Source organism: Amycolatopsis sp. NPDC058340 (assembly GCF_042723975.1).
GTDB lineage: Bacteria > Actinomycetota > Actinomycetes > Mycobacteriales > Pseudonocardiaceae > Amycolatopsis.
Genome location: NZ_JBHXIB010000013.1, coordinates 66,072 through 85,498, shown reverse-complemented (window position 1 = coordinate 85,498; position 19,427 = coordinate 66,072). Strand labels below are relative to the sequence as shown.

Sequence of the window (19,427 nt, the reverse complement as noted above, 5' to 3'; positions counted from 1 at the left end):
GGCACCGAACACCCCGGACGAGCCCGCCACTCCCACTGCGGAGGGCGGGCTCGTTCGTCTGCGTCTGGACGTTTCCTACGACGGGACCGACTTCTCCGGCTGGGCGCGGCAGCCCGGGCGGCGCACGGTGCAGGGAGTCCTCGAAGAGGCGCTCGCTAAGCAGCCTCCAGGAGCCTCGGTCCCGAAGTCCGTCGTCGTCGCCGGCCGCACCGATGCCGGTGTGCACGCGGCCGGCCAGGTGGTCCACGCCGACGTGTCGCCTTTAGCGGGCAAAACGCGATCCGGCCGCCTGGAACTGGACGAGCAGGGCATTCCTGACCTGGGGCGGATGCGGCATCGCTGGAATCGGTACCTGCCGGGGGACGTGCGGGTGCTGGATGCCCGAGTGGCGGCACCTGGGTTCGACGCGCGGTTCTCGGCCGTGCGACGTCACTACCTCTACCGCGTTTCGGACGCGCCGTGGGGCGTGGATCCGTTGCGGCGTCACGACACTCTGGCTTGGGGCCGTCCGCTGTCGGTGGACGCGATGAACGAGGCTTCAGCGGCTCTCTTGGGGCTGCAGGACTTCGCGGCCTTCTGCAAGCAGCGTGAAGGCGGAACGACCATTCGCGAACTGCAGCGGCTTGTGTGGCGACGGACCGGACCGCACGCGGTCGAGGTCGAGGTCTCCGCCGACGCCTTCTGTCATTCCATGGTGCGCAGTCTGGTGGGGGCACTGCTCTTGGTCGGTGACGGCCGACGCCCGCTGGGCTGGCCGGGTGACGTTTTGGAGAGCCGGACGCGCGACAGTGCTGTCGCTCCCGCGCACGGCCTCACGTTGATGGCCGTCGACTACCCACCAGACGCCGAACTTGCCGCGCGTGCCGATCAAACGCGCGCCATGCGCACCCCCTCTTGACCCGGACGCGGCGCCTTTAGTGGGCTAAACGCGCCGCGGCGGGCCTGCCAGACGGCTTCGACGACGCCTTTGAAGTCGTTCGCCAGGTCTTCCGCGGTGACGACGACGAATCGCCATCCCTCGGCCTCCACGCGTCTTCGACGTTTGCGGTCATAGGCCTGTTCCTTCGGTGTGTTGTGCCATCGGCCGTCGTACTCGATGGCGACCCGGAACTTCTCGTCCGCGAGGTCGAGACGAGCGAGGAAACGGCCGGTCCGGGACGTGACCTCGACCTGAGGCGTCGCCGTGATGTCGCCGGCGGCCAGCACGATGCGGAGCTCCGATTCCGGGGGCGACTCCGCACGTGGATCGGAAAGGCGTAAAGCATGCCTGGCCAAGCGAATTCCTCTATTGCGGCGACCGTAGAACTCGCCGTTGAGGTGCAGATCGGTCAGGTTCTCGGCTCTCATGTACTGGTCCAGATCCGGGACGCCGATGCGGAGCCGTCGCACCCATCCAGACTTGCGCGGAGAAAGCCGCAGGAGCAAGTCCAGTGCTATTCGGCGTTTCCGCGCGATGCGAATGCCGTTCCAGGGTCTTGATTCTTCGGGTTTGACCTCTGTCCGCCGGACTTTGATGCCGACGATCGGGCCGAAGCGATTCTTCTCCGGCACGATCATCTCGACGGGATCGTTGGGTTTGGCCAGTTCGACACCGTGAACGGTCGCGGCCGATCGCCCGGTCAGGACAGCTTCCGGAGGTGCCAGCAGTGTGGCGCCTCGGCATCGCAGCTCGTGTGTGACCTCGACGCCGGCGCGCGTGTAGACGTCCTGAAACAGCCGCCGGACGCTCGAACCGCGTAGCTGGCTGGCCGTGATGAGGCCCGCCTTGCGTGCTTCCGATCCGCGGAAGACATCGGGGAGATGGGATGAATCGAAGGGTTTGGTCATATCGACACCGTGGCCGACAAGACCGACAACCCGAGTTCATCACCGCCATTTCAGGGCGATTTATCCACAACACCCGGCTTATCCACAGGTAGCGCCATTGCCCCTTGACTGACAAACCCCGCGTCTCGGATCGCGTTTAGGGGGCTAAACGCGACGCGGCGGCACGCGAAAGGGGCACCGTCCGATGTGGACAGTGCCCCCGAAGAGCGCGATTAGCCCGCTAAAGTCGACGCGGGCCGGGTTAGTCGCCTCGGCGCACAGGGCCAAGGATCTGCTGTTCTTTCGCCGTGGTGACCAGGCGAAGAGGACGCCACAGGTTGCGGCCAAGGGCGACGACCTGGTCGTCCTTCAACGTCGTGAGCTGCTTCATCATCTGGGGCGGGAGCCGCCAGATACGGGCGGCGAGTTCGGCCTGGCCCGGCGGGAGCCGCTGCATCAGCACCAGGTCGGCCGCGTTCGCGGTCGCCCCGGCCTGCGGGTGCAGGTACGGCAGCACGTAGACCGTCGTCTGCCACGGCGACCGCGGCGGGAACAGGTCCTGCGGTGTCGGACCGCCGTCGGTCACCACCAGCAGCGGCGCGTCCTCGGACGGCCGCGGGAGGTCCACCGGCGACAGCCGCCGGATCTGCACCAGCGGCGAAGGCCTGCCGTTCGGTTGGTTCCCCGCGGCCTGGGGGAGCACCTGCCACGCGGCCGGACGTCCGGTCGCCACGACGACCCACGCCCCGACCGCCATCGCCCGCAACGCCACCTGGCGAGCCAGGTAGAGCCCACCGACCAGCACGATCCGGGTCGGTGCCGAGCGCAGCGCGGAGATCGTCAGCGGCTCACCCTTGAGCCCGGAGCCGAGGACGATCCCGCCGCGGTCACCCGACGGGCTGATCGCGTCGAGCATCGCCGGATCGACGGTGAATTCCGGGGCGACACCGGCGCTCTGGCCTGCGTCGCGCATACGGGTGCTCATGCCGTGCCTCCGATCGGCAAAGTCGCGGAGAACCCGGAGATCTGCAGGCCGCGCAGCGGCGTCAGCGTCACACCCAGCCGGTCCGAGACGCCCTGCAGCCGCTGGTCGGCCGCGTCCAGTTCACGCGGGTTCCGCGCGCTCAGGCGAACGATTCCGCGCAGACCGATCTTGCCCTCGTCCGCGGACGGCGAGATCGACATCGCCACCGTCGCCGACAGCGCGCGGACACTGGTCAACGCGTTCAGGCTGCCGCTGATCTTGCCCTTCGGCCAGCTGGTGATCGCGTAGCTCGCGTGCCCGATTCCTGCCGCTGTGACGCCGGTCCAGCGTTCCTGCAGGCCGACCTTCCCCTGCGAACCGGCGACCGCGGTCAGTTCCGCGGCCGAAATGCTGGACCGCAGCAGCTCGTCCGGGTCGAGCGGCCGCGTCGGCACGCCCTGTGACTCCAGGGCGTTGCGCACCCGCGAGAGCGCGCCGATCAGCGCGCGGTGCGCACCGACGACGCCGCCGCCGCGTTCGCGGATGGCGGCCGGGCACCGGCGCGGATCGAGGCGGATGGCGACCCATGTCGTACGCCGCGCGGCCGCGGGAAGCGGGCCGAGCACCTCCATGTAGGAGCTGAGGGCGGGCGAGTCCGACGGAAGCGCGGCGCTGCCCGGGTAGCAGTGCCAGATCATCTGGATCGAGTCGAGGACCACGCCGCGGTCTTCGAGGCACGGCGCGAGCGCGGACAGCGGCAGGCTCGGCGCTCCACCCGCCTGGGTGATCAGCGCGGGCGCGGGTTCGACGAGCAGGACGGCGGTCCACGTCCCGTCGTTCCACGCGATGCCGACCTGCTGGCGTTCGTGATCCACGCCGTGCGCGACGACGAGATCGGGGACGGCGAGGCGAAGCAGGTTCACGCGGGCGTCGTCCGGGCCGGTGACGGCGTCCTCTTCGGCGGCGAGCGACTCGATGCTGCTCGGCGGAAGCGGATTCGCCACACGATCGTGTGAACGGAACATGTACCGCATCGTGAGTCCAGCCCATTGGGTGAACCAACGGCCGCCCCAGCGCAGGAACGCGATGATGAGCGCGAACACGAGCACGCCGATCGCGACGTACTTCAGCTTCATGTCGATCGCGAGCAGGACGAGGCCGATCGCGAGCCCGAGTTCGAGCACGACCAGGTTCGCCACCGGCAGCGGGCCGAGGTTGATCCCGCCGGTCCGGCGTCGCGCGGGCGCGGCGATCCGCGTCGCCGGAGCGGGCGGAGGACCGGACTGCGGGCCGGGGCCGCCGGACGGAGGACCGCCCGGGCCGCCAGGCCCGCCGGGGCCTCCCGGACCACCAGGTCCGCCGGGGCCACCGGGTCCCTTGGGGCCTCCCGGACCACCGGGGCCGCCAGGACCCTGCGGTCCGCCAGGACCTCCAGGGCCGCCTGGGCCCCCGGGACCGCGAGGAACACCGGGACCTCCCGGGCCTCCGGCCGGGCCGCCCGGACCACCCGGTCTGCCGGGCCTTGGCGGCGGCCCCGGCGGACGACCAGGAGGTTGAGACCCCGGAGGGCCGGGCGGACGTGGAGGAGTGGTGACGGACATCCGCGCTTTCTCTTCCCCTCGTGCTTGCTGCGTACCCGGAAAGCCGGTCCCGAGGAACTTGACACTAGCTGGAGTTGGTAGAAACCCCACACCAGACGGTCCCCGTACGGCTATCCTGCGGAACCGTACCGCGACGGGGAGGACTGTAGGTCGAGAATGCCATCAACACCGACTACTAAGTCTCAAGTTCAGGCTTATCAGTTCGTTCTGCGACGGATGCAATCCGCGCTGGTCCGTCGCGACGCCGTCATGCTCCACGACCCGATGCGCACGCACACGCGGGCCACCATCGTGGGTGTCGTGCTGGCCGCGCTGGGCGTCCTGGTCTTCGTCATCTGGGGCCTGCTGAGCCCGAAGCCCTCCGTGCCGGACGCGGGCAACATCGTCATCGGCGAACAGTCCGGAACGGTGTACGTCGTCGCCGGGAACCCGAAGAAACTGATTCCGACCTTCAACCTCGCCTCCGCGCGGCTGCTGATCATCGCGCAGTCGAAACAAGGGGCCCAGCAGTCGGGCGGCAAGCCTTCCGGGCCAACGCAGGCCTCCGAAGTGAAGAACCCCACAGTCGTTTCCGATGAACAGCTGAAGAACATTCCCCGCGGCCAGCTCATGGGCATCCCCAACGGCCCGCAGCTGATGCCGACGGACACTCAGCGCGTGTCCCCGGAATGGGGTGTGTGCGACGAGGTCATGTACGACCCGACGGTGCCCCAGCCGGATCTCTCGAAGACGGAGACGACCGTCTACGCGGGCGTGAAGCAGCTCGGGAGCCGTGAACTCGGTCAGAACGAGGCGTTGCTGGCCAAGGGCGCCAACGGCCGCGAGTACCTGATCTACCGGCAGACGCCGGACCCCAACGCCCGGAACGCGAACGCAGTCAAGGCCGAAATCAAGCCCGACGCGAACGCCGTCCGTTCCGCGCTGAAGCTGTCCGATCAGCCTCGCGGTATCTCGCAGGGTCTGCTGGACGCGATCCCCGAGGTGCCGGAGCTGAAGCTCCCGGAGGTCCCGGGCAAGGGCGAGAGCCCCAACTACGAGATCGAAGGCATGAAGGTCGGCGACGTCTTCTCGACGGAGCAAGCCGAAGGGCGGAAGGACTTCTACCTCATCACGAAGGAAGGAATCCAGACCATTTCGCCGGCGGTCGCCGACATCGTGCAGACCGGGAAGAACGACGGCAGCACTTCGGTCATGTCCGTGCCGCTGGGGAAGATCCGTAACCTCACGCGTGTCTCCCAGGTCGTCGAGCTCGACGCCTACCCGCAGACCGTGCCGACGGTGCTCAACGCGACCCAGGGTTCCCGGGTCTCCTGCCTGAGCTGGTCCATCACGGGTGAAGGTGCCAGCCGGGACGGGCACACGGCGGTGTTCGTCGACGACAAGCTGCCGAAGGGCAGGAACGCCGACGGATCCGCGCCCGGCGTCAAGATCGGCACCCCCGGTCCGGTCGGCGCGCCGATCAACAGCTTCTACATGGAGCCCGGTTTCGCGGCCGTCGTCCAGTCGGCGACCGGCAAGGAGACCTTCGACAAGGGGCCGATCCAGCTGATCTCCGATCGCGGGATCCGTTACGGCGTCCCGGACGCCGTAACGGCGGATTCGATCGGGCTCAACAAGCGCGTTCCGGCGCCGGAGGCCATCGTAAGGATCCTGCCCACCGGCGCTTCGCTGAACACGCAGGACGTGCTCCGGACGTTCGACACGGTGCCGATCGACGACAGGGCAGGCTCGGTCGCCACGCAGTCGCAGCAGGCGCCGGCGGGTAACTGATCACGGGAACCCGCCGGACGGCGCGAGCGTCTCAACGCCCGAGCGGTATCGGGTGAGTGGAGGGTGCAGTGGCCGGCCTGAAGATCGACGGCAGCGTCGTCGGTGACTATGCGAAGCGGGTGGACGCGGCCGCCGGAGAGCTCGACCTGGCGGCCGCGGAGGTGACCGGTGAGGGTGTCACCGTCGAGTCCCACGGCACGCTGGGGGAGGAATTGGGCCTCGGTGCGTCGTATCGGCGTGCGACCGAGGCCATCCAACGTCAGCTGGTGGAGGGCGCGGCCGCGCTGAGGTCGGCGTCCGAGGCCCTGCACACGGTGACCGCGCGGCATGCCGGGCACGACGACGAGGCAGCGCAGATGATCAAGCGCGCCGTGGAGCTCTGAACCGCATGATCGCCGAATCGGAGAACCCGACGGATTCCATCCCGCACCCGATGGCGGCCGCGCGTCCGTCCGCTCCCGAGCCGCCCCCGAGCGCGTTTAGCCCGCTAAACGCGACGGGCTCGGGCGGAGAAGAGCTGGTCGAGGCCGCGGCACCGCATCTCGCCTTCGTTTCGGAGCTGTCCGGCCACCTGGGGCTGATCGATCCGGTCGAGACCTACCTGACCCCGCTGGCGGGGCGCTGGGAGGACTTGAAGAACGAGGCGGATCTCCTCCGGAAAGCGGCGAAGACCGCAGGAAACGTTTCGAAAGAGCTGTCCGAGGACCTCGGGCGCCTCGACGCCGGGTGGTCCGGCAAGGACGCCGACGCGTTCGTCGCGTACATCGTGGACATCCACGCCGCCGGCTCTGACGTCGAAGACGCCCTGACCACGTTGGCGAGTTCGCTCGACGAACTGGTGCTGTCGATCCGTCGCATCCTGACCGACCTCGTCGAGGTCCTCGTCGACACGGCGGAACTGACCTCCGAGACCGCGATGCTGCCGGTCGGCGGCGTGCGGCGGGCGCGTACCCAGCTGGAGGAGGCGCAGGAGTCGGCCAAGGCGCTCTTCGAAGCCGCTCGCAACGTCCTCGAGGACTTCGTGCGGTTTTGCGACGGCGTCGACGATCCCGACGCCGGCTCGCGGAGTATCGAGATCACTCACCGGTACCCGCAGGACGAATTCAAGCTCCACGACGATTCCGAGGCGCCGGGTGCACCGGTCCAGGAGAAGGCCACCGTCGAGGCCGATTCCGGTGCCGGGTCCGACGACCAATCGACGTCGCCGTCCGCGGCCGAAGGCAGGCAGACCGGATCGCAGGAACCGCTGATCGAGCAAGGGCAGGCGCCGATCCCGGAGGTCGCGCCCGTGCAGGCCGCTCCGGCGCATGGATCGGGTGTCGCCGGGGCCGGCTCGGCGATGATGCCGATGGGAATGGCGCCGATGATGGGGATGGGCGGCATGGGCGGTGGCGGCCAGACGGCTCACCAGTCCAAGACGCGGCCCGCTTCGAAGCCGTCCGATGTGGTCGGTGAGCCCGGCCAGGTCGTCCCGCCCGTGATCGGCGAGGACGAGACCCCGCCGAAGCCCGCTCCGAAACCCAAGCCCGCCAAGTAAGGCCCCAGGGCCGAGCGACTTTAGCGGGCTAAACGCGATCTGGGCGGCTCTGTGGCGAGTCCGGGTCAGATCGCGTTTAGCCCGCTAAACGCAAGTGCTACGGGGTTTTGCGGCCTGGTGAGGCGGTCGGCCGGTTGCGGCGGACCGAGTGCACTACGAACAGCGTGACGAGCAGCGCCACCAGGCCCCCGCCGGTGCCGGCGAGCGCGACGATCATCGGGGCGGGGTCACGGTCGTTCGCGGGCGGCAGATTCGCGGGCAGCTGGACCGGCTTGGCCTTGTCCGCCTCCGACGGCACGATCGCGGTCAGCGCGGCGATCGGGTCGATGACGCCGAAGCCGACGAAGTTGTCCCGTCCGCCGGGCGCCGCGGGGTGCTGCGCCGTCGCCTTGATCCGGGTCATCACGTCACGAGCGCTCAGCCCCGGGAACTTCGCGCGCACAAGAGCGGCCACACCGGCTACATACGGGGCGGCGAAACTGGTCCCTTGAATGGGACCGGGGTCCTTACCGCCCTCGATGGTCAGGTTGGCGAGGCTGCTGGACCCTTCCGCCGGGTCCAGCGAAATGATCTTGGTGCCCGGAGCGGCGACGCTGACCCACGGCCCGTGCACACTGAACTCCGCCACACCGCCGGTGTCGTCGATCGCCGCGACCGACAGCACGTCTTCGGCGAACCACGGCGGCGTGACGATCGTTTTGGGCGCCTTGGGATCCGGCTGGTCGTTCTGCGGGCATTTGTCGCCGGCGTTGCCCGCCGCCGCGACGACGACCACGTTGTTGTCGACGGCGTAGTTCACCGCCGCCTGCAGTTGCTGCTCGCCTTCGGTGATGCCACCGGTGGCCGGACGGCAGTTGTCGACCGACATGTTGATCACGTTGGCGCGCTTGTCGACAGCCCTGACCACGGCCTGCGCGAGCGTCTTCAGCGTGCCCGCGGTCTTGCCTTGGCCTTGCTGACGTCCGCCCTTGTCCTGGCCCGGCGCGGTTCCGCCGACAGCGCCGTTCCCAGAGGACGGCGGAAGCTGCGAGCCCGGATTGTTCGATGAGGCAGGAGGAGCCGAGTTGGACGAAGCCGGCGGCGCCGGCGGCTCTTCCTTCTTCTCCGCTTCCTCGTAGTTCTGGCTGGACTGGCGGATCGACATGATCGTGGCGTCCGGCGCGACCCCTCGGAACCCGATGCTGGCGTCGGGCGGGTTCGCGGCGATGATCCCCGCCACCTCGGTGCCGTGGCCATCGCAGTCTTCGAGACCCGGTGCCTTGCCACCGCCTGGAGTCGCGACGTAGTCGCCACCCGATTCGACGGGGTTCTTGAAGTACGGGTGCGCGGAGACGCCGGTGTCGATCACCGCGACCTTGACGTTCGCGCCGACCGAACCGGTGGCGCCGCGCATCAGCTGGTGCACCTTTTCGATCTGCAGATACTCCTGGCCCCAAGGCCGGTTCTTGATGTCGACCTGGTCGCCGCCGAGCTTGCTGCGCTGGACGCACTCGGTCTTCTTCTCGTAGGTCTTGTCCGGCTTGCCCTCGTCGACCGGCTTCTTGGACTTGTCCACCGGAGGCGGGGTCGCGTAGTAGCCGCCGGCATCCGGCGCGACGCTGCTTTGCTGCGCCCACGCGGGAAGCGCCACCGACGCCGGCGAGAGAACACCGATACCGGCCGCCAGCAGCACCGTTCCGGTACGTCCGGCGAGGCCGAAGTGGCGGACGCGCGTCCCCCTGGACTTCCGCGCTACGGCCATCAGAGCATCATCCGATCGGGTCGTCACTTGAAGTTGAGGTGGCGCAGCGTCGTGTAGAGATCCATGACGCCGAGGGCCAGCGGCAGCACCGTCGCGATGAAGACGGCCTCGAAGATCTCCACGGTCCGCCGAAGCGGCGGCGAGAAGCGCTGGTTCGGGAAGATCACGCCGACCACGAGCGCGCCGGCGCCGATCAGCAGCAGCGCGCCGAACACGAACAGAACGCGGTTCAGCGGGCTCGCCGACCACATCCAGCCGAGCAGGATGCCCGCGCCGGACACCATGCCGGTGGTCAGCAGGGCGATGGCCTGCGCGCCGTTCGCGTACGCCCGCGCCCTGAGGAGCAGGACCAGCGTGGCGATCACGCCGAGGATCGGGCCGAAGATCGTCGGCGACGTCGAGGCGATGATCGCGAACAGCGCCGTGGCCGCGCCGCAACCGGTCAGCAGACCGGTCATGTACTCGTGGGCGACCGCGGTGCGGCGTTCGATGGCGCGGTAGTCCGGGAAGCCCGAGTCTTCCTTGAGCTCTTCGGCGCTGCCGGGAACGTGCGGCGTCGGCAGGGCCGCGAGCTTGATCGTCGCGCGGGGCAGGATCGAGATGCAGGCCAGCGAGAACGCGGTGGCGCCGGCGGCGATCCCGGCGATCGGGGTGTCGATGAGCGTCGCGGCCAGGAAGGTCAGCGCCGAGATCGTGGCCGTCGTGGCGGCCGCGATGAAGGTGGTGATCCCGTGCCCGATGACGAGGATGCAGACCGCCGCCACGATGATCACGAGGGTGCTCGCGAGCAGCAGGTTCGCCCACAGGGACAGCCCCGGCACGATGTAGAACCCGCTGACGAACGCCAGCGGCAGACCGCCCGCCGCGGCGATCAGCACACCGGTCGCCTCGGCCTGGTAGGCCTTGGCGAGCGTCGCGCCGATCGCGACGCACGCGATGGCGCCGACACCGCCGGCGATCGCGGCGGCGAGTGCGTTGCCGCCGTAGAAGGAGCCACTGGTGAAGAGCGCGAGGGCCGCGAAGAACAGCGCCAGGCCGCCCGCGATGTGCCCGAAGCGGCGCGCCGTCTCCTTGGTCCACGGACGGAAGCTGTCCGGAGACGACTCGGCGATCGCGTCGACGACGTCGTCGTACAGCGGGGGCGGCGGGTTCTCGTTGCGCTTGCGCAGCTGAAGCAGCTCGCCGTCGACGACACCGAGGGACGCGAGGGTCCGGCTCGGGTCGAGTGGCGCGTCGCCCAGCTTCGCCAGTGCCCAGCCGCCGTGGCGGGCGCCGCCGTCCGGCGTCGCCTCCTTCGCCATCTCCAACAGCATGGGCAGCAGGTCCGCCACCGCGACGTCAGCCGGCAAAGCCACGTCGATCCGGGTGCGTGGCGCGACCACCGTCACCCTGCTGAATACCGTCGTGCCCGTTGCCACTGCCTTCCCCCTGCCCTGAGAGTCTGCTCCCGGGGGAACCTATACCGAACCCGGGTGCCCACATCATCGACTGTCGGAAAAAGACCGGCAAAAGTAAGAGAGGCGACCTCCGAGCCCCGCTCACCGGCTGCCGGCGCGTCGACTTTAGCGGGCTAAACGCGATGCGCCCGAGCCCCGGGCACCTGGGTGCCCCCAGACCGCCGGATCGCGATTAGGGGGCTAAACGCACGTCGGACGTCTGGGGCGCCGGATCGCAGTTAGCCCGCTAAACGCACGTCGGCGCGGCCGGAGCCCTACACTCCTGGCGTGCGTATGGTCCCGGTCGGGGCCGTTCTCGGCGTTGTCCGGATTTCACCGGCCACGTTCGATAGGTTGTCTCGCGCACCCGTACGCGCACCAACGGTGGCCGCCATCGTCGAGTTTGAAGAGGGGTCCTTCGATGAGCACGCTGCAGTTCAAGAAGTCACCGCGCCTGGCGGCGCCGCGGCCGCCGGGCGGCGAGGTGCATCTCGAACCGCCGCCTGAGGTGCCCCGCACCATCCCGGGCAACATCGTCATGAAGCTGCTTCCCGCGGTGATGATCGTCGCCTCCATCGGGATGATGATCTTCATGTTCACCACGGGTGGACGCAATCCCATGATGATGATGATGGGCGGCATGATGGTGCTCAGCACCGTCGGCATGATGGCCGGCGGCGCGGGCAAGGGCGGCGGCGCCAAAAAGGCCGAGATGGACGAGGACCGCAAGGACTACCTGCGCTACCTCGGCCAGATGCGCGACAGGGCCCGCGAGGCCATGGTCGACCAGCGCGCAGCTCTCGAATGGGTCCACCCCGACCCGCAGACCCTGTGGTCGCTGGCCGCGAGCCGCCGCATGTGGGAACGCCGCCAGAACGACCAGGACTTCCTCCACCTCCGTGTCGGCCGCAGCTCGCACCGTCTCGCGACGCGGCTCGTACCGCCGCAGACCGGCCCTGTCGACGAACTGGAGCCGATCGCCACGCTCGCGCTGCGCCGGTTCGTCCGCGCGCACTCGATCGTCCCGGACCTCCCGACCCAGATCACCCTCCGCGGGTTCGCCGCGGTCAGCATGCAGGGCGACCGCGGCCTCACCCGCGGCCTCACCCGGGCGATGCTGGCCCAGCTGGTCACCTTCCACAGCCCCGACGACGTCCTCATCGCGGTCGCGACGGCGGGCCGTGCCAAGGAGGAATGGGAGTGGGCGAAGTGGCTGCCGCACGCCCAGCACCCGGCGCTCGCCGACGGTATCGGCCAGCTGCGGATGATGGCGGGCTCGCTCGCGCAGATCGAGCAGTGGCTCGACGAGGAACTCCGTGACCGCCAGCGGTTCTCCCGCAACGCGACACCGGCGCCGGACCAGCCGCACGTCGTCATCATCATCGACGACGCCGAGGTCACCCGCGAAGAGCAGATCATCCTCGAAGAGGGTCTGGTCGGCGTCACCCTGATCGACCTTTCCGACTCCATCGGCAACCTCGCGGCCCGTCGTGGTCTGCGGCTGGTCGTCGAGGAGGACCGGCTCGGCGCGCGCAGCGCCGGCGGCGTCGAATGGTTCGGCCGTCCGGACACGCTCAGCGTGGTCGAGGCCGAAGCGCTGGCCCGGCTCCTCGCCCCGTACCGCGTCGGCACCGCCGCGCAGGACGCCGCCGAGGAAGAGCCGCTGCTGTCCAACCCCGGTCTGCTCGAACTGCTGGGCATCCCCGGCGACCCGATGACCTTCGACGTCCAGCAGGCCTGGCGGCCGCGCCCGGTGCGAGACCGCTACCGCGTCCCGTTCGGCGTCGGTGAGTACGGCCAGCCGGTCGAGCTGGACATCAAGGAAGCCGCGATGGAGGGCATGGGCCCGCACGGCCTGTGCATCGGGGCGACCGGTTCCGGTAAGTCGGAGTTCCTCCGCACGCTGGTGCTGGGCATGCTCGCCACGCATTCGTCGAGCACGCTGAACTTCGTCCTCGTCGACTTCAAGGGTGGTGCGACGTTCCTCGGTCTGGACTCCGCGCCGCACGTCTCCGCGGTCATCACGAACCTCGCGGACGAGGTCACGCTGGTCGACCGCATGAAGGACGCGCTCGCCGGCGAGATGAACAGGCGCCAGGAGGCGCTGAAGAACGGCGGTAACTTCAAGAACGTCTGGGAATACGAGAAGGCCCGCGAGAACGGCGCCGACCTCGACCCGCTGCCCGCGCTCTTCATCGTCTGTGACGAGTTCTCCGAGCTGCTGGCCGCGAAGCCGGACTTCATCGACCTGTTCGTCGCCATCGGCCGTCTGGGCCGGTCGCTGCAGATGCACATGCTCCTCGCGTCGCAGCGCCTGGAAGAGGGAAAGCTGCGCGGTCTCGACTCGCACCTTTCCTACCGCATCGGTCTGAAGACGTTCTCCGCCGCGGAATCCCGTGCCGCGATCGGCGTGCCCGACGCGTTCGAGCTGCCGTCCGTGCCGGGTGGCGGTTACCTCAAGTACGACACCTCGACGCTGGTCCGCTTCAAGGCCTCCTACGTCTCGGGCCCGTACCGGCCCGCGGGCATCAAGGCGGCCGGTCCGGTCGCGACCGTGGTCCGCGCCGACAAGCGCCCGCAGCTGTTCGTCCCGGACTTCGTCGAACTGCCGAAGGAACCGGAGCCGCAGCAGATCGAGGCCGCGCCCGTCGAGGAGGCCAAGTCGGAGGAGGCCGTCGAGCCCAGTGAGCTCGACGTGATCGTGTCCCGGCTGATCGGCCAGGGCCCGCCCGCGCACGAGGTGTGGCTGCCGCCGCTCAAGGAGCCGAACTCGCTCGACACTCTGCTGCCGAACCTGAACCCCACCGACGACCGCGGGCTTTCCCCGGTCGGGTTCTTCGGCAACGGACGGCTGCAGGTGCCGATGGGCATCGTCGACCGCCCGTACGAGCAGCGTCGTGACCTGTTGTGGGCCGACTTCTCCGGTGGCGCCGGGCACGGTGTGATCGTCGGCGGCCCGCAGTCGGGCAAGTCGACCATGCTCCGCACGCTGATCATGTCGATGGCGCTGACCCACACCCCCGAAGAAGCGCAGTTCTACGCGCTCGACCTCGGTGGCGGTACGTTGGCCGGTCTCCAGGGCCTGCCGCACGTCGGTGGGGTCGCCGTCGCCCGGCGCGAGCCGGACAAGGCCCGCCGGATCGTCGCCGAACTGACCACCCTGCTCACCGAGCGGGAAGGCCGGTTCGGTGCCATGGGCATCGACTCGATGAACGAGTTCCGCAACCGCAAGCGGCGGGGCGAGATCAAGCACGAGGAAGACGCCTTCGGTGACGCCTTCCTGATCGTCGACAACTGGAAGGCCCTGCGGGACGACTTCGACGAGCTGGAGACCTCGATCACCAAGCTCGCCACCCAGGGTCTTTCCTACGGCGTGCACGTCATCATCGCGGCGAATCGGTGGGCGGACATCCGCCCGGCGATCAAGGACATGATCGGTACCCGGTTCGAGCTCCGCCTCGGTGACCCGAGCGAGTCGGACATCGACCGCCGCGTCGCGGTGAACGTCCCGGCCGGCCGCCCCGGCCGCGGCCTCACCAGGGACAAGCTGCACCTGCTGACCGGTCTGCCGCGCATCGACGGATCGAGCAACCCGGACGACGTCGCCGCCGGTGTCGCCGACGCGGTGGCGAAGATCAAGGCCGCGTGGAAGGGCCGCCCGGCGCCGCAGGTCCGCCTGCTGCCGGAGATGGTCACCTACGACGAGGTCCTGGCCATCGACTCCAAGCGCAACACGAAGCTGGTGCCGATCGGTGTCAACGAGGAAGACCTCCAGCCGATCTACCTCGACTTCGCGGCCGATTCGCACTTCTACGCGTTCGCGGACGGCGAGTCGGGCAAGACGAACCTGCTGCGCCAGATCACCCGGGGTATCACCGAGCGGTACACGACGCAGGAAGCGGTCATCATCCTCGTCGACTACCGCCGCACGATGCTCGGCTTCGTCGGCGGAGACCAGCTGCTCGGCTACGCGGTGTCCGCCGCGCAGCTCGACAGCATGGTCAAGGACGTCCACGGGTCGATGACCCGGCGGCTCCCCGGTCCGGACGTGACGCAGGAGCAGCTGAAGACCCGGTCCTGGTGGACCGGTCCGGAGCTGTTCATCATCGTCGACGACTACGACCTGGTCGCCACGCAGACGAGCAACCCGCTGAAGCCGCTCGCCGAGTTCCTCGCGCAGGCGAAGGACGTCGGTCTGCACATCGTCGTCGTCCGCCGCAGTGGTGGCGCGAGCCGGGCGATGTTCGACCCGATCCTCGGCAAGCTCAGGGAGATCGCGGCGCCCGGTATGGTCATGAACGGCTCGCGCGACGAGGGCAACCTCGTCGCCAACGTGAAGCCGAGCCAGATGCCGCCGGGTCGAGGAAACCTCGTGACCCGGAAGCACGGCAAGCAGCTCATGCAGGTCTCGTGGATCCAGCCGGACTGACCTCCCGCGGAACCAGGTGAGGTACCGGCCGGGCTCGGGGTGACGACGACGATCTGCGGGAGTGGCTTGTGACAGTGCGGGTTGCGGTGGACTTCGGGACATCGAGCACCTGCGTAGTCGCTTCGATCAACGGCCGCGAGCCGCAGGTCGTCGTGGTGGACGGGCAGCCCTTGATGTCGTCGGCGGTCTACGCCGCGCCGGACGGGACGCTGTTCGTCGGCCAGGAGGCGGAACGGCAGGCGGCGGTCGACCCGTCGCGCTACGAGCCGAACCCGAAGCGCCGGATCGACGAGGGCGATCTGCTGCTGGGCGACAACGTCCTGCGCGTGACCGACGTCGTCCACGCCGTGCTGAAACGCGCGGTGACCGAGGCGCGACGGCTCGCCGGTGACGCCGAGGTCGAGCTGCTCGTCCTGACCCATCCCGCGGATTGGGGCGCGACCCGCACCCGGCTGCTCCGCCAGGCGGCGAGCGGGCTCGCGCGTCAGGTCGCGCTCGTGCCGGAGCCGGTCGCCGCGGCGGTGTACCACGCGGCGACGTTCGCCCCGGCGGATCTCAACTCCGAACGCACCGTCGAGTTCAGCGGCCGCCCCGGCGACACGCTGGCGGTCCTCGACCTCGGCGGGGGCACCGTCGACGTCTCCGTGGTGCAGCGCATGCCGGGCAGCCCGGCGGATCGCAGTTCGCCCGCTAAACGCGCCGGGTTCCAGGTGCTGGCCACCCGGGGGGATCCGAGCTTCGGGGGAGCGGACGTCGATCAGGCGCTCCTGGAGCACGTGGGTTCGCTGGTGTCGGCCGTCGATCCGCCGGAATGGCGGAAACTCGTCGAAGGCCGCGAGCTCACGGACAGGCGGCGGCGCCGCGTGCTGCGGCAGGACGTGCGCGGCGCGAAGGAGACGCTGTCACGGCACGCGTACACCGACGTCCCCATGCCGCCGCCGTTCGCCGACGCGCATGTGACCCGGGAAGACCTCGAGCGGCTCATCGCGGGTCCGCTCGGACGCGCGGTCGAGCTGACCGTGGCCGCGATCGGCGATTCCGGGCTGCGGCCGAAGCAGCTGACGGCGATCTTCCTCGTGGGCGGGTCGAGCCGGATCCCGATGGTGTCCAGGCTGGTGCACGAGCGGACCGGGGTCGTCCCCACCACGCTGGATCAGCCGGAGACCGTGGTCGCCAGGGGTGCCCTGCGTGCCGTGCTGATCGACCCGGACCGGACGGGATCCCTGGCGGGCTCCGCCGTCTCCCGGGTCGGCGGCGCTCCCGCGCCCGCCGACCGGCGCCCCGATGCCCCGCGCCCCCCGTTCCCTCCCGGCCCGCCCCCGCAGAGCGCGTTTAGCCCGCTAAACGCGACGCGGCCGCAGGGGCCGCCGTCGCCGCCGATGGGCCAGCAGGGGGTCGCGCCCCCGCCGCCGTGGCGGCCGGGTGAGCCCGCCCGTGAGGCCAAACCCGCCGAGCGTGGCGGGAAGGGCAAGAAGACGCCCTGGATCATCGCCGGGGCCGTGGTGGCCGTGGCGGCGATCGTCGGCGGCATTCTCTTCGCGGTCAACAGCGGGGAGGCCGAGCCGGAAGGCCGGACGCTCGCCCAGTACGACTACCGCTTCATCGCGCCACTGGACTGGACGCAGACCGACGACCGCGTCGCCAAGCGTCAGGTGGTGATCCATCCGAGCGACTCCCTCACCGGCGACGACCTCGTGGTCGCCCAGGAGAACGTGATGGACTACGACGCGACGGCCGACAGACAGAAGCTCGTCGACGAACTCGGCGGCCTGGCCCGGCTGGAGCCGGACAAGTACAGCGGCTTCAACGGCGCCGCGGAGTACGCCGGCAAATCCGTCATCTACTACCGCGAGACCAAACCGAGTGCCCGCGTCGACTGGTACGTCGTCGCTCAGGGAAAGATCCGCGTCCACATCGGTTGCCAGTACGGCACCGGCTCACCGCACGAACAGCGGGTGCGCGCGGCCTGCGAGCAGGTCGTCAAAACGATGGTGGTCGTCAACTGAAGGGGGAGGCTCATGCCACCCGAACCCGAGACCGCCGCTGAGCACTTCGCGCGCACAGGACGCGACGCGGTCACCTATGCCCGGCAGGTCGCCCGTACGGCCAAGGCGCGCTACGAACGCCGCCGCGGCGAGAACGCCGAACTGGCGAAGCAATTCGGCAAGGGGCGGCTCGCGGGCGGTGAGACCGCGCCGACCCCCGCCGTCGTCCGGAACGCCGCGAAACGGTTCCGCGCGAGCGCCGGTCTTCCGGTTCCCGCGTTGCCCCTGGCGGCGGATTTGGTTCCCCTTCGGCCGGAACCCGTGTCCAGACGGCCACGTGTGGGTGACGACGACGAGGACTTTTCGCAGTCGCGAATCATGAGCCGGGGCGATTGACCGTTCGCTGTGCATTCGCTAAATCGCGTGGTGGAAGCCCTTTTTCTCGCGGGAATCGCAGCGTGCCGCCCGGGTTCCCGCGTTCGGTTCCCGCCGGGAGCGTTAACGCAAGCAACTACTTGAAACCAACGAGCGACAAGAGGGAACCAGACGTGGCAGTGTCTCCGTCGTAGGTCCGTACCAAACGAACTTCACCAAGTACGGATAAACCACGAACGAAGGGGGTAGCTCCCATGGCTGGCGGATTTACCGGGACAGTTGAGCAGTTCACCGAGGCCGAGAAGCGCGTGACCGAGGTCCGCGTTTCGATGGACCAGAACCTGAGCAAGCTTCGCGACAACATCGAGGCCACCCGCGCGGGCTGGACCGGCGACGCGGCGCTCGCGTTCAACAACGTGATGACGCGCTTCGACTCGGCGGGCCGTGGGCTCAACCAGGCCCTCCAGAACATCGGTGACCTGCTCGAGCAGGCCGGTTCGAAGTACAACGCGACCGAGCAGCAGCAGCAGGAGCTCATCAAGTCGGTCAACCAGGGCTTCGGCGTCCTCGGCTGATTCGGCTACACCGCACCAAAACCAAGACTTTTTTCTGAATACTGGAGGAACTTATGGGCGAGATGAAGGTCGATTACGCCACGATCCACGCGGCGGCCGACGACTGCAAGAGCACCGGTGGCGAGCTGGAGTCCCTCTTCGGGCAGCTGAAGAGCGACCTGTCCCCGCTGGTCAACACCTGGGACGGTGACGCGAAGGTCGCGTACATGGCCGCTCAGCAGGAGTGGGACAACAAGTTCGAGGAGCTCAAGCAGCTGCTCGCGCAGGTCGCCGGCGTGCTGCCGCAGCTGGCCGACGGCTACCAGGCCACGGAACAGGGTGTCACCGGCCTGTTCTGAGTCTTCCGGCTCCGAACGAGCAACGGCGGGCAGGCATCTTCGGATGCCGAGCCCGCCGTTTCGTTTGTGTCAAAGGAAAAGCCGCGACGGTCACCGTCGCGGCTTCTCCGTGTCCGTACCTGGTCAGTGCGGCGCGCCGACCTCGAATTCCGGGGTGGTGTTCAGCACCCGGACGGTGACTTTCTTCTGCTGTCCCGAAAGGTCGATCGAGCAGTCGAACGTGGTGCCGTTCTCCACCGGCTGGCCGGAAGGACAGCTCACGTTCTTCACGTCCGGCTCCCCGTAGTGCTCGTTGAGCACACGGACGACACCGTCCTGGACCGACTTCTGATCGAGGGTGTCACCGGCGAACGCGCCGAGCAGCCAGGCCCCGACTCCGCCCGCGATCACGACGGCCGCCGCGATCCCGCCGATCAGCAAGGTCTTCTTGGAGACCTTGGGCTTCTTCGCGGGCTCCGCCCCGAACGCACCGAGCCCGCCGTACTGCGACGACGGCGCCTGCTGTGCGGTCTGGAATCCACCGCCGTACTGCATCGGCGGGGGAGTGGCCGGACCTTGTTGCTGGGCCTGCCAATCCTGCTGCTGTGGCGTGGGCTGCTGCTGCGGTTGCTGCCACGCCGTGCCCGGTGCCGGAGGGCCGCTTTGCTGCCAGGGCCCGGAAAAAGAGCCGGTGACGCCGGGCTGCTGCTGCCATTGCCCGGTGTAGGAGCCGGTGTTCGCGCCCGCGTCGTTCTGCTGCCACTGCCCGGAATGCGGTCCGGTGGCTTGGCCTTCCTGCTGCCAGCCTTGCTGCTGGTTCCCGGGATTCGCCGGTGGCTGCCACCACTGCTGCGGCTGTTGTGGTTGCTGTGGCTGCTGTTCGGTCATGCC

15 protein-coding genes are annotated in these 19,427 nt (G+C 69.0%); 9 read left to right on the top strand and 6 right to left on the bottom strand.

The window, feature by feature from the left end:
• Positions 1 to 64: 64 nt before the first annotated feature.
• Positions 65 to 898: a tRNA pseudouridine(38-40) synthase TruA gene (gene truA, locus ACFWIW_RS17680; RefSeq protein WP_378369489.1), complete on the top strand. Its 834-nt coding sequence runs from the start codon at positions 65 to 67 to the stop codon at positions 896 to 898.
• On the opposite strand, the gene ACFWIW_RS17675 is transcribed toward truA, so the two are convergent.
• From ACFWIW_RS17675 to eccE, 3 genes are all read right to left on the bottom strand, one after another.
• Complete coding sequence (locus tag ACFWIW_RS17675; protein ID WP_378369423.1) at positions 868 to 1,827, bottom strand: endonuclease domain-containing protein; 960 nt, start codon at positions 1,825 to 1,827, stop codon at positions 868 to 870. The genes truA and ACFWIW_RS17675 overlap by 31 nt on opposite strands.
• A 241-nt stretch (positions 1,828 to 2,068) precedes the next feature.
• On the bottom strand, positions 2,069 to 2,791 hold the full coding sequence (locus tag ACFWIW_RS17670) for a hypothetical protein (protein ID WP_125788830.1): 723 nt from the start codon (positions 2,789 to 2,791) through the stop codon (positions 2,069 to 2,071).
• Positions 2,788 to 3,969, bottom strand: a complete 1,182-nt coding sequence (gene eccE / locus ACFWIW_RS17665; RefSeq protein ID WP_378369422.1) for a type VII secretion protein EccE — start codon at positions 3,967 to 3,969, stop codon at positions 2,788 to 2,790. The genes ACFWIW_RS17670 and eccE overlap by 4 nt, the downstream gene beginning before the upstream one ends.
• Positions 3,970 to 4,527: 558 nt before the next feature.
• On the opposite strand from eccE, the gene eccB reads away from it, so the two are divergent.
• The 3 genes from eccB to ACFWIW_RS17650 all read left to right on the top strand — a co-directional run bounded on the left by eccB (position 4,528) and on the right by ACFWIW_RS17650 (position 7,678).
• Complete coding sequence (gene eccB / locus ACFWIW_RS17660; protein ID WP_378369421.1) at positions 4,528 to 6,141, top strand: type VII secretion protein EccB; 1,614 nt, start codon at positions 4,528 to 4,530, stop codon at positions 6,139 to 6,141.
• A 68-nt stretch (positions 6,142 to 6,209) separates the two neighbouring features.
• Positions 6,210 to 6,524 carry a hypothetical protein gene (locus ACFWIW_RS17655; protein WP_378369420.1) on the top strand — a complete coding sequence of 105 codons (315 nt, stop codon included), beginning with the start codon at positions 6,210 to 6,212 and terminating at the stop codon, positions 6,522 to 6,524.
• A 5-nt stretch (positions 6,525 to 6,529) separates the two neighbouring features.
• The gene (locus ACFWIW_RS17650) at positions 6,530 to 7,678 is read left to right on the top strand and encodes a WXG100 family type VII secretion target (protein WP_378369419.1); all 1,149 of its coding nucleotides are present in this window, start codon (positions 6,530 to 6,532) and stop codon (positions 7,676 to 7,678) included.
• Positions 7,679 to 7,775: 97 nt separating this feature from the next.
• Here ACFWIW_RS17650 and mycP read toward each other — a convergent pair whose 3' ends face one another.
• Both mycP and eccD read right to left on the bottom strand, forming a co-directional pair.
• A complete protein-coding gene (gene mycP, locus ACFWIW_RS17645; protein ID WP_378369418.1) occupies positions 7,776 to 9,419 on the bottom strand; it encodes a type VII secretion-associated serine protease mycosin in 1,644 nt (547 codons plus the stop codon).
• 23 nt (positions 9,420 to 9,442) lie between these two features.
• Positions 9,443 to 10,807 carry a type VII secretion integral membrane protein EccD gene (gene eccD, locus ACFWIW_RS17640; RefSeq protein WP_378369488.1) on the bottom strand — a complete coding sequence of 455 codons (1,365 nt, stop codon included), beginning with the start codon at positions 10,805 to 10,807 and terminating at the stop codon, positions 9,443 to 9,445.
• 469 nt (positions 10,808 to 11,276) lie between these two features.
• On the opposite strand from eccD, the gene eccCa reads away from it, so the two are divergent.
• The 5 genes from eccCa to ACFWIW_RS17615 all read left to right on the top strand — a co-directional run bounded on the left by eccCa (position 11,277) and on the right by ACFWIW_RS17615 (position 18,557).
• The gene (gene eccCa / locus ACFWIW_RS17635; RefSeq protein ID WP_378369417.1) at positions 11,277 to 15,284 is read left to right on the top strand and encodes a type VII secretion protein EccCa; all 4,008 of its coding nucleotides are present in this window, start codon (positions 11,277 to 11,279) and stop codon (positions 15,282 to 15,284) included.
• Between the two features lie 68 nt (positions 15,285 to 15,352).
• Positions 15,353 to 17,290 (top strand): type VII secretion-associated protein, encoded by a 1,938-nt coding sequence (locus tag ACFWIW_RS17630; protein WP_378369416.1) that lies wholly within the window; start codon positions 15,353 to 15,355, stop codon positions 17,288 to 17,290.
• A gap of 12 nt (positions 17,291 to 17,302) precedes the next feature.
• Positions 17,303 to 17,665: a hypothetical protein gene (locus ACFWIW_RS17625; protein ID WP_378369415.1), complete on the top strand. Its 363-nt coding sequence runs from the start codon at positions 17,303 to 17,305 to the stop codon at positions 17,663 to 17,665.
• 233 nt (positions 17,666 to 17,898) lie between these two features.
• On the top strand, positions 17,899 to 18,219 hold the full coding sequence (locus ACFWIW_RS17620; RefSeq protein ID WP_076153463.1) for a WXG100 family type VII secretion target: 321 nt from the start codon (positions 17,899 to 17,901) through the stop codon (positions 18,217 to 18,219).
• 53 nt (positions 18,220 to 18,272) lie between these two features.
• Complete coding sequence (locus tag ACFWIW_RS17615; RefSeq protein WP_016331114.1) at positions 18,273 to 18,557, top strand: WXG100 family type VII secretion target; 285 nt, start codon at positions 18,273 to 18,275, stop codon at positions 18,555 to 18,557.
• Between the two features lie 123 nt (positions 18,558 to 18,680).
• Here the strand turns inward: ACFWIW_RS17615 and ACFWIW_RS17610 are convergent, their stop codons facing one another.
• On the bottom strand, positions 18,681 to 19,424 hold the full coding sequence (locus ACFWIW_RS17610; RefSeq protein WP_378369414.1) for a DUF4333 domain-containing protein: 744 nt from the start codon (positions 19,422 to 19,424) through the stop codon (positions 18,681 to 18,683).
• Positions 19,425 to 19,427 lie beyond the last annotated feature (3 nt).